This is a genomic window from Bradyrhizobium lablabi, from assembly GCF_018129385.1.
In the GTDB taxonomy this organism is placed as follows: domain Bacteria; phylum Pseudomonadota; class Alphaproteobacteria; order Rhizobiales; family Xanthobacteraceae; genus Bradyrhizobium; species Bradyrhizobium lablabi_C.
Genome location: NZ_JAFCLN010000004.1, coordinates 23,749 through 40,332 on the forward strand (window position 1 = coordinate 23,749; position 16,584 = coordinate 40,332).

Consider the following 16,584-nt stretch of genomic DNA (forward strand, 5'->3'; position numbering starts at 1 on the left):
CCTTCAGCGTGTGTGAACTGAATAACAAAAAGACGATTGAAGTCGCCGTGCGGGCTGGTGCTGCCTGCGGATGCCCTTATGGCCACGCCGCATATGACGGCCCGCTCCGCGCATGCTCCAGCCTGATCTGCCGCCGGTACGAGCCCGGCGATGCGCCGCGATATTTTCGGAAGAAGCGGTTGAAGTAGGCCGGATCGCGAAAGCCCAAGCCGTAGCCGATCTGCTCGACCGGAAGATCGAGCTGTTGCAAGCGCACGCAGGCTTCGCGCACCAGCCGATCATGGATCAGCGCGCGGGGGCTCGCGCCCTTCTCGCGGCGGCAATGGGCGTGCAGCTTGTCGGAGGTGACGCCGAGGATTTTGGCGTAGCGCGCCACCGGCCAGCCGTCGCGGTAATGCAGTTCGATCATCTGCAAAAAATTGCCGACCAGCGCCTTGCCGCCGCCGCGCGCCGACTCGTCCGGCGCATCATGCGCCGCACCGAGCCGCGACAGGTGCAGGCAGAGCAGCAGGAGGTGCGAAGCGATAACAGCGCCGCCGCCGAAGCCGGGCGTGCGCAGCTCTTTCGCAATGGCGCGGCAGGATTGCGCGATGTCATGCACATGCGCCGCCAGTGCTTCGCCGTCGATCAGCGTGGCGCGGTCGGTGGCGCGGCGCAGGTGCAGCGCTTCCGGGCAAGCGGCGATGCTCTTGATCAGAAAGTCGTCGTCGATCGACAGCAAAAATCCGTCGGCCCCGGCGCCGACGTCGAGCGACGCATCGAGATTGTTCGGCAGCCACAGCAGCGCAGGCGCGCCCAGCGCAACGCTCGTCCCCTGCCATGACGCGGTGCCGCGGTCGGACTGCAACAGCAAAAGATGCGCCCGCTTCTCGCCCTTCTGCCGGACAACCCAGGAGCGCTTCGCCAGCGCGGCCGAAAACGGCTCGGCGCGCACCGCCAGCGCCACCCCCACCGGCAATCCGTTCAGCCCCGCCGACGTCAGCAACGCTTCCCCCTGAGACAATCCGCCGCCCATCGGCGGGCTTATTTGCCAGAAACGTACAATCTTTCTCCGGCTTCGTCCAATTCCAAACCGCTTCTCTCCGCTCTTAACGTCAGCGCGATCACGAGCGCCGCAAACGGCGCCGCATCAACGCATCTTTGGGGAGGGAGAGACCATGAGGAAAAGCATCACGCGGCGCGCCGCGCTCTGGCTGACCGCCGGCGCCGCGACACTCGGGCTGGTTGCAACAGCCAGCGCGCAGACGTCGATCAAGATCGGCTACGCCATCTCGAAGACCGGCCCGAACACCGGCGGCGCCGCGGTCACGACCATTCCGAATTACGAACTGTGGGTAAAGGAAGTGAACGCCGCCGGCGGCATCAAGCTTGGCGACAAGCGCGTGCCGATCGAGGTGGTCCAGTACGACGACCGTTCGAATGCGGAAGAAGCCGTGCGCGCGATCGAACGCCTGATCAACCAGGACAAGGTCGATTTCATCCTGCCGCCCTGGGGCACCGGCCTCAACCTCGCGGTTGGCCCGACCCTGAACAAGGAAGGCTATCCGCACCTCGCCGCCACCGCTGTCACCGACCGCGCGCCGGAACTGGCAAAGCGCTGGCCGAACAGTTTTTGGTTGCTCGGCACCAGCGCCGACGCCGCCAAGACGCTGGTGGAGTTGCTCACCAAACTGCGCAGCGAAAAGAAGATCGGCGACACCGTCGCGATGGTGTCGATCGCCGACGGCTTTGGCATCGATCTCTCCGCCGCCGGCCGCAAGGCGCTGACCGACGCCAAGTTCAAGCTCGCGTACGACAAGACCTATCCGATCGGCACGCAGGATCTCTCGCCCATCATCAACGAGGTGAAGGCGCTCAATCCTGATACCTTCATCGCCTTCTCCTATCCACCGGATACGCTCGCCATTACCGAACAGGCGCGCATCGCCGGCCTCAATCCAAAAGTCTTCTACACCGGCGTCGGCACGGCGTTTCCGCTGTTCCGCGCCAAATTCGGCAAGAACGCCGAAGGCGTGATGGGCATCGGCGGCTGGAACGGCGATAGCCCGGCGATCAAGGATTATCTCGCCAGACACAAGGCCTCCGCCGCCAACGGCGCCGAGCCCGACCGCTGGGCCAGCGCCGTCACCTACGCCTCCTTGCAGATGCTCCAGCAGGCCATCGAGAAAGTCGGCAAGGTCGATCGCCCCGCCGTCATCAAGGAATTGCAGACCGGCACGTTCGACACCGTGATCGGCAAGGTGAAGCTCGAGAATAACATGCCGACCAAATACTGGTGGGTCGGCCAGTGGCAGGGCGGCGAGTTCTATGGCGTCGCGCCCACCGGCAATGAAGGCGTGCGTGCGGTGATCACGCCGAAGCCGGCCTGGGTTGCGCCGTAGGGGAGCGGCAGTGTGCCCCCTCTCCCGCTCTTCGCGGGGGAGGGTCGGGGTGGGGGTGTCTCCGCATCGGGATTCCCTGCGTGGAGAGAGCCCCCACCCGCCGCGCTCTTTGAACGCGTCGGCCTCCCCCGCAAGCGGCAGAGGCGAAGCGAGCAAGCCGCTACGCTCCCGCGAACCCAGATGCGATCGCCCGGCCCCTCTGTCGGATAGGTGCAGAGTTCGCCTTCAAGACTTCCATTTAATGAGACAGACCCCCCGTCGTATGCCCCGCCCAACCGGTCTAAACCCATGACGAACGCCATCCTGGCCGGCTTGATGCTGGGCGGCATGTACGCGCTGACGGCGATGGGGCTGACGCTCCAATACGGCGTGGCGCGGATCATGAACCTGTCCTATGGCGAGTTCCTGATCGCCGCCGCCTTTGCATCCTACTGGCTGTTCACGGGCTGGGCGCTCAGCCCATTCCTGGGATTGGCGTTCGTCGTCCCCCTCGCCTTCGTCGCAAGCTTCATCGTCTACCGCGTGCTGCTCACCCCGCTGGTGAACCGCGCCAGGAACCGCGACGCGCTCGAGGTCGACAGCATTCTGGCGACCTTCGGCCTCACCTTCATCATCCAGGGCGCGATGCTGTCGATGTTCGGCGGTGCCTATCACAGCTACTCCTTCCTCGCTTTCCCGGTTGAGCTGCTGGGCACCACGATTGCCGCCAACCGACTTGCCGCACTGGCGGTGGCGGTGCTGCTCGGTGCCATGCTGTATCTGGCGCTGACCAAGACGCGGATCGGCACCGCCATCCGCGCCGTCGCCGTCGATCCCTCCGCCGCGCAGCTCGTCGCCATCGACGTGCCGCGCATCTCCGCACTGACCTTCGCGCTCGGCGGCGCGCTGGTTGCGGCCGCCGGCGTTCTCGTCAGCACCTTCCTCACCTTCAACGCCTCGTCCGGCGTCGTCTTCACCATGAAGGCGCTGATCATCGTCGTCATGGGCGGCGTCGGCAACATTCTGGGCTGCCTGATCGCCGGATTGGCGCTCGGTCTCAGCGAGTCGCTCGTTGCCACCCTGGTCGATCCCGGCCTCACGCTCGCGGTAAATTTTGCGCTGTTCCTCGCGGTGCTCCTGATCAAACCCGCCGGCCTGTTCGGAAGGGCCGCACGATGACTGCGCGCAACCTTCTCCTTGGCATTATCGCGCTGGCCGCAATTGCGGCTCTGGCAGCCGTACCGCGCTTCGTGAATGCCTATTACCTCGCGCTCGCCATCAGCCTCTTGCAGTACACCGTGCTCGCCACCGCCTGGGGTCTGTTCTCCGGCCCAACGCGCTACGTCTCGCTCGCCACCACCGCCTTCTTCGGCGTCGGCGCCTATACCGTCGCCGTGCTTGGCGAAGTCTTGCCATGGCCGCTGGTGCTGCTGATTGCGGCGGGCCTCGGTGCGATCCTTGCCGCGATCGTCGGGCTTTCCACGCTCCGCCTGAGCGGCGTCTATTTCGTCATCTTCACCTTCGGCCTTGCCGAATTGGTGCGCCAGCTCGTGGTCTGGTTCGAGGTCAACAAGTCGCGCGTGCTCGGCCGCTACGTCTTCGTCGATATCACGCAAGTCCACATCTACTGGCAATTGCTGGCGCTGGCCGTCGCCGTCTTCGTGGTCGGCTGGCTGATTGCGCGCTCGCGCATCGGCTTTGCGCTCCGCATCATCGGCCAGGACGAGACCGTCGCCACCCATTGCGGCATCAACACCACGATCGTGAAGGTGCTGCTGTTCACCATCAGCGCCACCGTCATGAGCGTGGTCGGCGCAATCATGGCGCCGCGCTGGACCTATATCGAGCCGTCGATCGCCTTCAATTCGATGATCTCGTTCCAAGTGCTGATCATGGCGCTGCTCGGCGGCGCCGACCGGCTCTGGGGTCCCGTGCTTGGCGCCGTGCCGCTGACGCTGCTGTTCGAGGTGCTGAGCGCCCGTTTTCCCAACACGTTTACGATTATCCTCGGCTGCATCTTCCTCTTGATCGTCTACCTGCTGCCGCGCGGCGTCGCCGGCCTGATCGAAACGGCGCGCACAAAATTTTCCCGGCCGCGCCTCAGCGAGGCCGCGACATGAGCAACACGCTCCAGCCGGTCATCGCGGTCAACGGCCTGAAGCGTGCCTTCGGCGGTCTCGTCGCCGTCAACGATCTCGGTTTTTCCGTCGAGCGCGGCGAAATCCTTGGCCTGCTCGGCCCGAACGGCTCCGGCAAGACCACCGCGCTCAACCTGATGTCCGGCGTGCTGCGCCCCGATGCCGGGACGATCCGCCTCAACGGTCAGGACATCGCCGGCCTGCCCTCCTACCGCATCGCCCGCCTCGGCCTCGCCCGCACCTTCCAGCTCGTGCGCGTGCTCGACGGCATGAACTGCCGCGAGAACGTCGAGGCCGGCATCGCCTTCCATCGCCCGCATCTCTCGGCCGCCGACACATCGGCGCGCATCGATCACTTGCTCGATCGCGTTGGCCTTGGCGGACACGACCTGCGGCCCGCGGCCGACCTCACCTATATCGACCGCAAGCGGCTGGAGCTCGCCCGCGCGCTGGCGTCAAAGCCCGCTTTGCTGCTACTCGACGAATGGCTGGCCGGCCTCAATCCGTCGGAGCTCGGCATCGGCATCGATCTGATCCGCTCGCTCAGGAATGACGGCGCCACCATCATCCTCGTCGAGCATGTGATGGCCGCGGTGCGCGCCCTGTGCGACCGCTGCGTCGTCATGAGCAGCGGCCGCAAGATCGCGGAAGGCACTACGACGGACGTGCTGTCCGATGCGGCCGTCGTCAAGGCCTATCTCGGCGGGGTGGCCGCCGATGCTTAAGGTCGCAAATCTCAGCGTGGCCTATGGCCAGCACCGCGCGCTCGACAAGGTCGCGGTCGAGATCGCACAAGGCGAAATCGTCACGATCCTCGGCGCCAACGGCGCCGGCAAGTCCTCGCTGCTAAAGGCCATCGCCGGTGTGGTGAAGACATTGCCGGGCAAGCAGGTCTCGCTCGGCACGCATGACCTTTCATCCCTGCCCGCACACGAGATCGTCGAGCGCGGACTGGCGCTGGTGCCCGAGGGCCGTGGCATCTTCGGCGACCTCACCGTGAAGGAAAACCTCCTGCTCGGCGCCAACCCGAAGCGGGCCCGCGACGGCGAGGATATCAGGCGTGAAAAGGTCCTGACCCTGTTCCCGCGGTTGCGCGAGCGTTCCGCTCAGATTGCGCGCACCATGAGCGGCGGCGAGCAGCAGATGCTGGCAATCGGCCGGGCGCTGATGTCGAACCCGGATATCCTCCTGCTCGACGAGCCCTCGCTCGGCCTGTCGCCGATCATGGTGCACGAACTGTTCGCCACGCTCCGCCGGGTGCGCGAGGCCGGCGTCGGCCTGTTGCTGGTCGAACAGAACGCGCAGGAAAGTCTTGCCATCGCCGACCGCGGCTATGTCCTTGAAAACGGCAGCATCGTCGATCACGACAGCGCGGAAAATCTGAAGACAAAACCCGCGATCCTGCGGGCCTATCTCGGCGGCGAACCCGCCCAAACTTGACGGAAGGAAACGCCATGCACGAAATCGCTCTCCTGCTCGAAGACCGCGACGCCCCCGCCGCCAATGGCGCCACCTTCGACCGCCTCAATCCTGTCACCGGCGATATCGCGAGCCGCGCGGCCGCCGCGCAAATCGCCGACGCCAAGCGCGCCGCAGATTCCGCGGCAGCCGCTTTCCCCGCCTGGTCCGCCACCGGCCCGAACGCACGCCGCGCCATCCTGTTGAAGGCCGCCGACATTCTGGCCTCAAAGGCAAAGCAGTTCACCGAACTGATGGCGGCCGAAACCGGCGCCACCGCCGGCTGGGCCGGCTTCAACGTCCACCTCGCTTCCGGCATGCTGCGCGAGGCCGCTTCGATGACGACGCAAATCTCGGGCGAAGTCATCCCCTCCGACAAGCCGGGCTGCATCGCGATGGCGCTGCGCCAGCCCGCCGGCGTAGTGCTGAGCATGGCGCCGTGGAATGCGCCCGTCATCCTCGGCGTGCGCGCCGTGGCGCTGCCGCTCGCCTGCGGCAACACCGTCATCCTGAAAGCCTCGGAGATCTGTCCCGGCACCCACCGCCTGATCGCCGAATGCCTGCGCGAGGCCGGCCTGCCGCCCGGCGTGCTCAACGTCATCACCAACGCGCCGGAAGACGCGCCCGAACTGATCGAGACCCTGATCGCCCATCCCGCCGTGCGCCGCATCAACTTCACCGGCTCGACCCGCGTCGGCCGCATCATCGCGCAGGTCGCCGCGAAATATCTCAAGCCCGCGCTGCTCGAGCTCGGCGGCAAGGCGCCGATGGTGGTGCTGGACGACGCCGATATTGATGCCGCAGTGGCCGCCGCCGGTTTCGGCGCCTTCATGAACCAGGGCCAGATCTGCATGTCGACCGAGCGCATCGTCGTCGACGAAAGGATCGCGGACGCTTTCGTGGCCAAGCTCGCCACCAAGGCCGGCTCGCTGATCGCCGGCGATCCGCGCAAGGGCAACACGCCGCTGGGTTCGCTGATCGGCGCCGACGCCGCCACCCGCATCCAGTCGCTGATCTCGGATGCCGTCGGCAAGGGCGGCAAGGTCGTCGCCGGCGGCCGCAGCGAAGGTACCCTGATGTCGGCCGCCGTGATCGATCGCGTCAACTCCTCCATGCGCATCTATGGCGAGGAGTCCTTCGGACCCGTCGTCTGCGTCGTCCGTGTCAATGGCGTCGACGAAGCCGTCCGCGTCGCCAACGACACCGAATACGGCCTCTCCGCCGCCGTGTTCGGCCGCGACATCGCCCGCGCGTTCGATGTGGCGAAGCGCATCGAGTCCGGCATCTGTCACGTCAACGGTCCGACCGTGCACGACGAAGCACAGATGCCCTTCGGCGGCGCCAAGGCCTCCGGCTACGGCCGCTTCGGCGGCAAGGCGGGAATCGCGGAGTTCACCGAGCTGCGCTGGATCACGATCGAGACCGGACCGCAGCACTATCCGATCTAAGGTGTCTTGCCGGGTCCGATGGCGAGTCCTTCAGACTGCTTCTGGAGTCGGGAGAAGACGGTATCGAATCCAACGCCGGCGGAAATCGCGATGAGAACCGCCGATACAAACTGAATTTTGTCGGTTGCGGAGACAACGGTTGCCTTGGGGTCGAGGACGCCGGGCGCGCCGATCCACTGCGGAATCAAATAGGCCAGGCCCACGACAAAACCGGCAATGGCACCCAACAAGAGTGACATTCTTGGATCAATTTCAGCTTCCTTGCCCAGCAGAGCACGCACCAGGGCGCCGGTCGCGCCGGCCGCGATGAGACCTGCTCCCATCACGACCGGATAGGCCGCGCCACTCGGCGGGTAAGCCATGCCGAAGATCGCAGCCAGCAGAAGAGCGAGAAATGCGCCGGCCGAATAGAAGATCTTGCGGATCTGCGCGTTTTGAGCGGTCAGCTTTCTTTCGCGCTCGATCAAATCCGCCTCACGGTTGCGCAACGCTGCGTTCTGCGCGGCCGCCGCTGCGCATTTTGCCTTCAGGGTCGCGACGAATTCAGAGGCCGGGCGATCACCCCACGAGGGCAGCCTTCTGTCCGGCGAGGCCTGGGAGAGCTGGCGCCATATTTTCTCGGCAGAGCCGCCAAACGTATCCACCGCCAGCACGGGAAGCTTTCGGCCGACCGCTATCTGGCCCGCAATGAGCGTCGATTTGGCTCCGCTCAGCAACAGCACCGCATCGACGCCATTCTCCTCGGCCAGCGATCCGTAGAAGGGCGCTTCCCAATCGTCGTCCGGAAACAGTTGGGGCTTGAACACATCCTTCCGGATGCCCTCCTCGGCAAACTTCACCTGGTTTCGCTGGGATTGCGCATAGCGCACCCGTATCTCGCCAGCATCCTTGGCTAGCGCGGGTACGTAGCCGGAAACGACATGCGGTTCGAGCGATGCATCGTTGGAAAAATAAACCACCAGGCCGAAGCCCGCCTTTGCAAGCTCTTCCCCGATCATGTTGGCGGTTTGCTTGGCTTTCGCCTGCTCGTTTCGATCGGTGATATTCCACATTCCCCCGATCACCGCGACAAATGGCATCGTTCCCATGGCCCGCCCCCTCAATCGAAAATACAATCAAAAGCAATATAGACAATTTATAGATGTATTGATGACAGGCTGCCAGCCCGATTTGAGGCTGATGATTGCCGCCCTCACCCCTCCACCGGCGGCGTGCCATGGGTGTGAAACGACTCGATCGTCTTCAGCCCCCACGCCTGCCCCTTCTTGCGCTCCTCCTCGGTCCAGACGATCGGCTTCCAGTCCGGCGCAAGGATCAGCCGAGCGCCGGCATTGGCGACTTCGACGCGGTTGCCGCCGGGCTCCCAGACATAGAGGAAGAAGGTCTGCTGGATCGCATGCTTGTGCGGACCGGTTTCGATGTAGACGCCGTTCTCCAGAAAGATATCGGCGGCGCGCAAAATTTCCTCGCGGCTGTCGAGCGCGTAGGTGACGTGATGGAAGCGGCCTGATTTGCCGTAGTGGTCGCGCGTGTAGGCGAAGTCATAACTCTTGTTCGACATCGTCATCCACATCGCCGCTTCCGTGCCGTCGTTGAGCACGATCTGCTCGGTGGTGCGCAAGCCGAGATAGTTTTCGAAGAACAGCCGGTTCGCCCTGATGTCGACCGCAAGGCAATTGAGGTGATCGAGCCTTCGCACATTGACGCCGCGCGCCGGAAAGCGCTGCGCCTGGTTCTTCAGCGCGGGTTTTAGCTCCGGCGGCGCCTGATACCATTCCGTCTCATAGTAGAGTTCGACGATATGACCGTCGGGATCGCGGCAGCGGAACGCCGGCCCCTGCCCCATGTCGCCATCGGTCCAGCCGATGTCGTAGCCCGAGCCCTTCAGCGCGGCGGCCCGCCGCTCCAGCGCCTGCGGGCTGCGCGCTCGCAACGCCATATGCTCCATGCCCGATGTCTTTGAAGCCGTCAGTTTCAGCGAATAGCGCTCGTAATCATCCCAGCCGCGCAGGTAAACCGAGTCGCCCTTGCGGCCGGACACCGTCATGCCCATCACGTCGACGAAGAATTTTTCGCTCTCTTCCGGCTTCGGCGTCAGCAATTCCAGATGGCCGAGATGGGCGAGATCGTAGATGGGTTCGGGCTGCATTACTTCATCCTCAAATCAACGCACGCGTCACGTCGTCGAATAGTTCATCGACCGCATAGGCACGCGGAATAAGCTTTTGCTGCGTGGAATAGCCGATGATCTTTTCCAGCGAGCGGCGCATTTCATCGGCGGTAAATCGCGGCGCGCTCGCCACTCCCTCCGCCGCCTGCGTCAGCATCCGTTGCACTTCCTGCACGACATCGGGATGTTTCTCGCACAGCGTCCGGCTCACCACCACCATGTGGTTGATCGGCATCAGCTTGCGCCGCGTCGACCACGCTTTCTCTTCGGCGGCTACATTCTCGAACAACGGCTTGAGGTCCGCATGGTCGGACTTTTCGCCCAGCACGGCATCAAGCTCGCCATCCAGCAGCATCTGGATGATCTGCTTGCCCGCAGGCGCCCGCTTGGTCGTGTCCTTGTACTCGGCGACATGGGCATTCTCAAAGGTCACCCAGTCGATCGAATCGAGATCGACGCCGTAGTCATTGGCCAAAATGCCGCGCAGCCACGCACCGGTCGTGGTGGTGAAGGAGCGAATGCCGACGCGCTTGCCGTTCAGATCGCGCGGCCCGAGCTTGCCCCTCTTCGCGTTGTACAGCGCGTGCCCATGCTGCCCCCGTGCCATCACCACGTGCGGCAGCAGCACCATCGGCTTGTCAAAACTCTTCGCCATCAGGTAGGTGACGATCGCCATCTCCGAGACGTCGAACGCCGCCTCGCGGACCATCGGCTTGAAACCCTTGTTGGCCGGCGTGTAGCTGGCGAAATCGAACTCGATCAGATCGGATTTGATCGAGCCGTTCTTCAGCGCCGCCGTTCCCGGATGATCGCCGAGCAGCGTCCGCAGCCGCATCGCCACCTCAATCGTCCTCCGGCTCGTCGACATAGACAAGGCCGGCCTTCGCCAGCGCCTCGCGCATGTTGTACATGTCGAGGCCGAGCTTTCCCTCGGCGAGCTGTTTTCGCTTGCCATCCTCGTCGGCCGCACGCTTCTCGCCTTTGGCGACGACATCGGCCGCATCCTTGCGACGGATCACCACCACGCCGTCGTCATCGGCCACCACGGCATCGCCGGGGATGACGTTGATGCCGGCGCACACGACCGGCACGTTGACCGATCCCACCGTTGCCTTGACCGTGCCCTTGGCCGAGATCGCCTTCGACCACACCGGAAAGCCCATCTCGCGCAGCGATTTTGCATCGCGCACGCCAGCATCGATCACGAGGCCCCTGACGCCGCGCGCCATCAGCGACGTCGCCAGCAGATCGCCGAACATGCCGTCGGTGTTGTCGGCGGAACAGCCGACCACCAGAATGTCGCCCGGCTTGCACTGCTCGACCGCGACATGGATCATCCAGTTGTCGCCGGGATGCGCCAGCACCGTCACCGCGGTGCCGGCCGCCTCGCCGCCGGCCCATACCGGGCGCAGATACGGCTTCATCAGGCCATGGCGGCCATAGGCCTCATGCGCGGTGGCGACGCCGAGCGCGCCGAGCCGCTTCACCAGCTCGGCATCGGTGCGCTTGATGTTTCTGATAACGACGTTCTTCATCAAAATTCCTCCACTGCCATCGGGAACAGCCGCTGATAGGCCTCGCCATAGGTCATGGCTTTGCCGGAGTTGCGGCCGCCCTGCATGCCGCGCTGAAGCGCGACGCGTTCGTAATAGGCCCACAGGTGCTTTTGCGCTGCGAGGATCTCGAAGGTCTTGCGCTTGACGTCCCAGACCTCGTCGATGTTGAGGATCACCTGCGGCTTGAAGTTGCACATTTCCGGCTGGTGCGGCTCGAATAGAAACACCGGCGGCGCGCTGTAATTGTAATCGGCCTGCGGCTTGTAGCCCATCGCCTGCGCCACGATGCGCGCTTCCTGCGCATAGGCCGCGGCCGCCGGATGATCGACATTGTAGGGATCTTCCAGCGAATGCGTCAGCACGAAGCTCGGATTGAGCTCGCGATAGATGTCCGTCAGCCGCTCCATATGCGCTTCCGTCAGGCGCAGCGGATAATCGCCGGCATCGAAGAACTCGATCTCGGCGCCGAGCGCGCTCGCTGCCCGCTCCGCCTCGTCCTTGCGCCCGGCCTTCACCTTCTCCAGCGTCATGCCCGCCTGCTTCCAGGCAAATTGCGACTCGCCGCGCTCGCCATAGGCGAGGCACACGATCTTGACGCGATAGCCGCGCCTGGCATGCAGCGCGATCGCCCCGCCCGCGCGCCAGACGAAATCGCCGGGATGGGCCGAGACCACCAGCCCCGTTTTCTTCGTGTCACTCATGTCCGGGACTTCCTCCTTCGTTTCTTCGTTCAGAACTCGAACAGCCGCGCCGGATTATCGACGAGTATCTTCTGCTGAACCTCCGGCTCCGGCGCAAACAGCGGAATGAGATCGACAAGGTCGCCGTCGTTCGGCATCACCTTGACATTGGGATGCGGCCAATCGGTGCCCCAGATCACCCGGTCAGGCGCGGTCTCGACGATTTTCCGCGCGAACGGCACTGCGTCGGTAAAGGGCGGCCCGGCGGACGATACGCGCTCGCAGCCGCAAACCTTCACCCAGCATTTCTCATCGCGCTGCATCAGTTCGATCAGCGTCTTGAACGGCAATTGATCGAGCCCATCCGCCGCCTTCACCCGCCCCATGTGATCGATGGTGTAGCGCACCGGCAGTTTTGCCAGCATGTCGGCATAGTCAGGCAGATCGATCGCATCGAAGTGCAGATCGACATGCCAGCCGAGCGGCGCGATCATGGCGATCACCCGCTCGAAAACGCGCATATCGGGCACGCCGCCGAGGTGGCGCACGAAATTGAAGCGGCATCCGCGAAAGCCGCTCTCATGCAGTTCACGCAGGCCACGCTCACCGATCCCGTCATCGATATTGGCCACCGCCCGATAGGCGCCGCCGCTCGCCGCGATCGCATCAAGCGCGACGCGGTTGTCGGTGCCGTGCACGCTGGCATTGACGATCACCGCCCGCTCAACGCCGAGCGTGGCGTGCAGCGCGCGAAAATCCTCCAGCGGCGCGTCCGGCGGCGTGTACGGCCGGCCCTCGGCGTACGGATATTTCGCGCCGGGCCCGAAGATATGGCAATGCGCGTCGCAGGCCAGCGGCGGCAGGGCGAACCTCGGAGTCCTCGTGTCGGGATCAGGCCCGGGAATGGTCGGCGTGAACATGACGTCCCCGCTTGTTCGCGGGTTCTGGTTGATCGAGCGGCGGCGCCTGCATGGAGGCAACAGTCGCGCGCACCAGTTGCTCGATGGCATTGCCCGCGTCGCTCCCATCGGCGCCGCCGCGCGACAGGCGCGACACCCGCTCCGGCGTCACCAGCGTGTAGTACAGCGCTCCCAAGAGAAAATGCCCGCGCCAGACGATCTCGTCGCGCGGGATATGCGGCAGGCTTTCGTGGATCGCATCGATGAAGGCGTGGCTGGTATCGTCAAAGGTCTGCGCGATGATCTTTCGCACGACTTCGTTGCCTTCCGCGGACATCACCGCACGCAGCCGCGTGAACCGCGCCCCTCCGCCGGCGAGATCGCTGCCCGAGGTGAAGGCCGGCACCACATAGGCGCGCACGATCGCCTCCAGCCGGTCCTGCAAATCGCGCACGCGCCGGGCGGCTTCCAGCAACTCGAACCGCCGATGGTTCATCGGCCCGCAATGCCGGCGATAGATCTCCAGCAGCAGGCCGTCCTTGGTCTTGAAATGATAGGTCACGCTGCCGGGATTGGCGCCGGCCGCCAGCGCGATGTCGCGCACGGAGACCGCGGTGAATCCGTTGATCGAGAACAGCTCTTCCGCGGCAGCCAGAATCGCCTCGCGCATATTCGGCTTGCGCGATGCGGCTTGTTTGCTGGCGGGCTTTTGGGCCATCTTTTGTACATATGTACAAATGATCAGGTCTAGTCAACAATAGGCAGCGATCGGCCCCGGCGGGTCTCGGGGGGCGACCGTCATGGCCGGGCTTGTCCCGGCCATCCACGTCTTACTTGCCTTGTCTGAAACAAAGACGTGGATGCCCGGGACAAGCCCGGGCATGACGAGAAAGAAACACGATCGCCTTAGTCGCGATGCGATCCCGTCCCCCGCGCCTTCCGTATCGCCTCCCAGATGCGAACAGGCGTAGCCGGCATATCGAGATGCGTCACGCCGAACGGCGCCAGCGCATTCATCACCGCGTTCATCACGGTACCGGGCGCGGCGATCGCGCCGGCCTGGCCGCTGCCTTTCACGCCGAGGCGGTTCGCCTTGCTCGGAAACTCCTGCGTCAGGTGGCCCTCGAACGAAGGGATATCGTCCGCCCGCGGCAGCGCGTAATCCATCAGCGAGCCCGACAGCACCTGACCCGTTTCGGGATCATACAGCGCCTGCTCCAGCAGCGCCTGGCCGATCCCCTGCACCACGCCGCCATGGACCTGGCCGAGCGTCAGGCGCGGATCGAGCAGCCGGCCAAAGTCATCGAAGATGACGTAGCGGTCGAGCGTCACCTGCCCCGTGTCAGGATCGATCTCGACTTCCGCGACGTGGCATCCATTGGGAAAGGTGTACTGGTCGCACAGATGCGTCGCCTTGTACGCCAGTCCCGGCGCGACGTCGTCGCTGGGTGATTCATAGGAGGTGAGCGCCACCTCCTCCAGGCTGATCTCCTGTCCGGTCGCGGCCACGCGCAGCATGCCCGCTTCGTAGGCGACGGAATCGACGCTGGTCTGTAGCAGCCGCGCGGCCAGCCGCCTTGCATTCTCGATCAGGCCTTCGGCCGCCATCAGCACCGCAGTGCCGCCCTGGTGCATCGAGCGCGCGCCGCCATGCCCGCCGCCGCTGTCGAGATCGTCGGTATCGCCCTGGCGGAAGGCAAACACCCCGATCGGCAGGCCGAGCGCATCGGCCGCGATCTGCGCATAGGTCGTCTCATGGCCCTGGCCGTTGGAATGCGTGCCGACACTGACATCGATCCGGCCGTCCTCATCGACGCGCAATTCCGCGACCTCGTTGGGCTGTCCCCGCGCCGTCTCGAGAAAGCAGGCATAGCCGAGGCCGCGCAACTTGCCCCGCTTGCGCGAGTCCCGCTGGCGTGCCTTGAAACCGTCGGCCGCCGCGACCGCAAGATCGATCGCATGCCCAAAGCTGCCCTGCTCGATCGGCAGGCCCACCGCCGAGCGATGCGGGAAACGTCGCACGATATTCTTGCGCCGCAGCTTTAGCGCGTCCATCCCGAGCCTGGCCGCCGCGATATCGATGCAGCGCTCGATCAGATAGTTCGCCTCGGGTTTCCCGGCGCCGCGATAGGCATCGATCGGCGGTGTGTTGGTGAAGACGCCTTGCGTCACCATCGCTACATGCGGAATGTCGTACACGCCGCCCATCGCGCTTCCCATCGCCATGGTGTTGACGACCGGCGCGACCGTCGAGATGTAAGCGCCCATATCGGCAAGGACCCTGGCCTCCAGCGCAAGGAATTTGCCGTCCTTGTCGAGCGCAAAGCGCGCCCGCATCACGCTGTCGCGGCCGTGTGCCGATCCCAGAAAATCCTCGTTGCGTTCGCCGATCCATTTCACCGGACGCCGCAAGCGCCGCGCCGCCCACAGCACCAGCACCCATTCCGGATACAGCACGTTCTTCATCCCGAAGCCGCCGCCGACATCGGGAATGCTGACGCGCAGCTTTTCGCGGGGAATCCTGAACACATCAGCGGCAAGCAGGTCGCGGATCGCATGCGCGCCGGCGGCGGAAGCCGTCAGGTGCAGACGGCCACTCGCGGCGTCGAACTCGCCGAGCGCGCCGCGCGTTTCCAGCGGCGAAGCCACGATGCGGTTGTTGACGATTTCGCATTCCACGACATGCGCCGCCGCGTCCATTGTCGTCTCTACCGCCGCTATGTCGCCGCGATGATACTCGTATGCGATATTGTCCTTTGCCTCCGGCCAGATCGACGGGCTCGCCAGCAGTAGCGCTTCCCTCACCGCAACCACAGGCGCCAGCGGCTCGTACTCGATGACAGTCGCCTCGGCCGCATCGCGCCCGTTCTCGACGCTGTCAGCCACCACGAACACGACGGGCTCGCCGACATAGCGAACGGTATCACGCGCCAGCGCGTGATAGGGCGGCACGACAAGCGGCCGCGCCATCGGAACGCTCGTCACCCCGCACGGCAGCAGACCGATGTCGTCCGCAGCAAGATCGGCGCCGGTGAATACAGCGGCAACGCCGGGCATCTTTCGCGCCGCATCGGCATCGATCGCCCTGATGCGCGCATGCGCGTGCGGCGATCGCACGACGATGCCATGCAGCGCATTCGGCGCCGCCAGATCGTCGACGTAACGCCCGCGCCCCCGCACGAAGCGCGAATCTTCCAGACGGTTGAGGCTGCGGCCCAGCAATGGCTCGGTCATGTCAGCGTGTATGGAACGAGAGGGCCGCAAAGGCAACGGCAGCCAAAGCCGCGCGGCAAATCACCTGGACTTGCGCCGCGCCTTGTCAGGCTCTTCCGGCGGCCACACCTTGTCGTCCACAACAAACTGAACGTCCTGCGGCTTGACCGGCCTGCCGCGCTCATCCACCAGCGCCACCCTCAGCTTCTGGCCGTTGGCGCGCGACCGCAGGCCGAAATGCGGCTCGCCTTCGGCCAGCCATCTGTCGCCCCATTCCGTCATCGCGAAGAACGGCAGCCCGAGCTGGTTGCCCATTTTCGTCAGGGGATATTCGATTCTGGCCCGCTGCCCCTCCTCGCGATATTCGCGCCGCTCCATGATCCCGCTATCCACCAGCGCCGCAAGGCGCGCGCTCAGCACGCTGCGGGGCACGTCGAGCTCGGCCTGGAAATCGTCGAAGCGCCGCACGCCGTACATGGCCGAGCGCAGGATCAACAGCATCCAGCGGTCGCCGATCAGCTCAAAGCTGCGCGCCAGATTGCAGTCGCAGGGTTTCACCGGGGACCGGCGGATCACGAAGTCGGCCATGGAATCATCTTCTGAGTTGCAATTCTGGATTTAGCCTTTATAAGCCTGAGTTCAAAATATGGACTCATTGGAGA

Annotated in this window: 16 protein-coding genes; 6 read left to right on the forward strand and 10 right to left on the reverse strand. The window is 64.6% G+C overall.

Annotated features, from left to right (window positions below; all coding sequences use genetic code 11):
* Positions 1-76 precede the first annotated feature (76 nt).
* Complete coding sequence (locus JQ628_RS09675) at positions 77-985, reverse strand: helix-turn-helix domain-containing protein (RefSeq protein ID WP_212222293.1); 909 nt, start codon at positions 983-985, stop codon at positions 77-79.
* A gap of 172 nt (positions 986-1,157) precedes the next feature.
* Here JQ628_RS09675 and JQ628_RS09680 point away from each other — a divergent pair, with 172 nt between their 5' ends.
* The 6 genes from JQ628_RS09680 to JQ628_RS09705 all read left to right on the forward strand — a co-directional run bounded on the left by JQ628_RS09680 (position 1,158) and on the right by JQ628_RS09705 (position 7,404).
* Positions 1,158-2,381 (forward strand): amino acid ABC transporter substrate-binding protein, encoded by a 1,224-nt coding sequence (locus tag JQ628_RS09680; RefSeq protein ID WP_212222295.1) that lies wholly within the window; start codon positions 1,158-1,160, stop codon positions 2,379-2,381.
* A gap of 288 nt (positions 2,382-2,669) precedes the next feature.
* On the forward strand, positions 2,670-3,539 hold the full coding sequence (locus JQ628_RS09685) for a branched-chain amino acid ABC transporter permease (RefSeq protein ID WP_212222297.1): 870 nt from the start codon (positions 2,670-2,672) through the stop codon (positions 3,537-3,539).
* Complete coding sequence (locus JQ628_RS09690) at positions 3,536-4,480, forward strand: branched-chain amino acid ABC transporter permease (protein ID WP_212222298.1); 945 nt, start codon at positions 3,536-3,538, stop codon at positions 4,478-4,480. The genes JQ628_RS09685 and JQ628_RS09690 overlap by 4 nt, the downstream gene beginning before the upstream one ends.
* Positions 4,477-5,223 carry an ABC transporter ATP-binding protein gene (locus tag JQ628_RS09695; protein WP_212222299.1) on the forward strand — a complete coding sequence of 249 codons (747 nt, stop codon included), beginning with the start codon at positions 4,477-4,479 and terminating at the stop codon, positions 5,221-5,223. The genes JQ628_RS09690 and JQ628_RS09695 overlap by 4 nt, the downstream gene beginning before the upstream one ends.
* The gene (locus JQ628_RS09700) at positions 5,216-5,938 is read left to right on the forward strand and encodes an ABC transporter ATP-binding protein (RefSeq protein WP_212222300.1); all 723 of its coding nucleotides are present in this window, start codon (positions 5,216-5,218) and stop codon (positions 5,936-5,938) included. The genes JQ628_RS09695 and JQ628_RS09700 overlap by 8 nt, the downstream gene beginning before the upstream one ends.
* A gap of 14 nt (positions 5,939-5,952) precedes the next feature.
* Positions 5,953-7,404, forward strand: a complete 1,452-nt coding sequence (locus JQ628_RS09705) for an aldehyde dehydrogenase (RefSeq protein WP_212222301.1) — start codon at positions 5,953-5,955, stop codon at positions 7,402-7,404.
* Here JQ628_RS09705 and JQ628_RS09710 read toward each other — a convergent pair.
* From JQ628_RS09710 to JQ628_RS09750, 9 genes are all read right to left on the reverse strand, one after another.
* A complete protein-coding gene (locus JQ628_RS09710; protein ID WP_212222302.1) occupies positions 7,401-8,492 on the reverse strand; it encodes a hypothetical protein in 1,092 nt (363 codons plus the stop codon). The genes JQ628_RS09705 and JQ628_RS09710 overlap by 4 nt on opposite strands.
* A 104-nt stretch (positions 8,493-8,596) precedes the next feature.
* Positions 8,597-9,553, reverse strand: a complete 957-nt coding sequence (locus tag JQ628_RS09715; RefSeq protein ID WP_212222303.1) for a catechol 2,3-dioxygenase — start codon at positions 9,551-9,553, stop codon at positions 8,597-8,599.
* 10 nt (positions 9,554-9,563) lie between these two features.
* Positions 9,564-10,409: a hypothetical protein gene (locus JQ628_RS09720; protein WP_212222304.1), complete on the reverse strand. Its 846-nt coding sequence runs from the start codon at positions 10,407-10,409 to the stop codon at positions 9,564-9,566.
* Positions 10,410-10,416: 7 nt separating this feature from the next.
* A complete protein-coding gene (locus JQ628_RS09725) occupies positions 10,417-11,109 on the reverse strand; it encodes a 4-carboxy-4-hydroxy-2-oxoadipate aldolase/oxaloacetate decarboxylase (protein ID WP_212222305.1) in 693 nt (230 codons plus the stop codon).
* The gene (locus JQ628_RS09730) at positions 11,109-11,831 is read right to left on the reverse strand and encodes a PIG-L deacetylase family protein (RefSeq protein ID WP_212222306.1); all 723 of its coding nucleotides are present in this window, start codon (positions 11,829-11,831) and stop codon (positions 11,109-11,111) included. The genes JQ628_RS09725 and JQ628_RS09730 overlap by 1 nt, the downstream gene beginning before the upstream one ends.
* A 29-nt stretch (positions 11,832-11,860) precedes the next feature.
* On the reverse strand, positions 11,861-12,730 hold the full coding sequence (locus tag JQ628_RS09735; RefSeq protein WP_212222307.1) for an amidohydrolase family protein: 870 nt from the start codon (positions 12,728-12,730) through the stop codon (positions 11,861-11,863).
* The gene (locus tag JQ628_RS09740) at positions 12,702-13,427 is read right to left on the reverse strand and encodes a TetR/AcrR family transcriptional regulator (RefSeq protein ID WP_212222308.1); all 726 of its coding nucleotides are present in this window, start codon (positions 13,425-13,427) and stop codon (positions 12,702-12,704) included. Before JQ628_RS09740 ends, JQ628_RS09735 begins: the two co-directional genes overlap by 29 nt.
* 188 nt (positions 13,428-13,615) lie before the next feature.
* Positions 13,616-15,943, reverse strand: coding sequence for a xanthine dehydrogenase family protein molybdopterin-binding subunit (locus JQ628_RS09745; protein ID WP_212222309.1), 2,328 nt, complete (start codon positions 15,941-15,943; stop codon positions 13,616-13,618).
* Between the two features lie 60 nt (positions 15,944-16,003).
* Positions 16,004-16,510 (reverse strand): winged helix-turn-helix transcriptional regulator, encoded by a 507-nt coding sequence (locus JQ628_RS09750; protein ID WP_212222310.1) that lies wholly within the window; start codon positions 16,508-16,510, stop codon positions 16,004-16,006.
* Positions 16,511-16,584 lie beyond the last annotated feature (74 nt).

Coding starts and splice junctions, on each gene's coding strand:
- JQ628_RS09730 (WP_212222306.1), bottom strand. CDS start 11,831: ATGAGTGACACGAAGAAAACGGGGCTGGTGGTCTCGGCCCATCCCGGC.
- JQ628_RS09705 (WP_212222301.1), top strand. CDS start 5,953: ATGCACGAAATCGCTCTCCTGCTCGAAGACCGCGACGCCCCCGCCGCC.
- JQ628_RS09750 (WP_212222310.1), bottom strand. CDS start 16,510: ATGGCCGACTTCGTGATCCGCCGGTCCCCGGTGAAACCCTGCGACTGC.
- JQ628_RS09740 (WP_212222308.1), bottom strand. CDS start 13,427: ATGGCCCAAAAGCCCGCCAGCAAACAAGCCGCATCGCGCAAGCCGAAT.
- JQ628_RS09735 (WP_212222307.1), bottom strand. CDS start 12,730: ATGTTCACGCCGACCATTCCCGGGCCTGATCCCGACACGAGGACTCCG.
- JQ628_RS09710 (WP_212222302.1), bottom strand. CDS start 8,492: ATGGGAACGATGCCATTTGTCGCGGTGATCGGGGGAATGTGGAATATC.
- JQ628_RS09725 (WP_212222305.1), bottom strand. CDS start 11,109: ATGAAGAACGTCGTTATCAGAAACATCAAGCGCACCGATGCCGAGCTG.
- JQ628_RS09700 (WP_212222300.1), top strand. CDS start 5,216: ATGCTTAAGGTCGCAAATCTCAGCGTGGCCTATGGCCAGCACCGCGCG.
- JQ628_RS09715 (WP_212222303.1), bottom strand. CDS start 9,553: ATGCAGCCCGAACCCATCTACGATCTCGCCCATCTCGGCCATCTGGAA.
- JQ628_RS09680 (WP_212222295.1), top strand. CDS start 1,158: ATGAGGAAAAGCATCACGCGGCGCGCCGCGCTCTGGCTGACCGCCGGC.
- JQ628_RS09695 (WP_212222299.1), top strand. CDS start 4,477: ATGAGCAACACGCTCCAGCCGGTCATCGCGGTCAACGGCCTGAAGCGT.
- JQ628_RS09720 (WP_212222304.1), bottom strand. CDS start 10,409: ATGCGGCTGCGGACGCTGCTCGGCGATCATCCGGGAACGGCGGCGCTG.
- JQ628_RS09685 (WP_212222297.1), top strand. CDS start 2,670: ATGACGAACGCCATCCTGGCCGGCTTGATGCTGGGCGGCATGTACGCG.
- JQ628_RS09690 (WP_212222298.1), top strand. CDS start 3,536: ATGACTGCGCGCAACCTTCTCCTTGGCATTATCGCGCTGGCCGCAATT.
- JQ628_RS09745 (WP_212222309.1), bottom strand. CDS start 15,943: ATGACCGAGCCATTGCTGGGCCGCAGCCTCAACCGTCTGGAAGATTCG.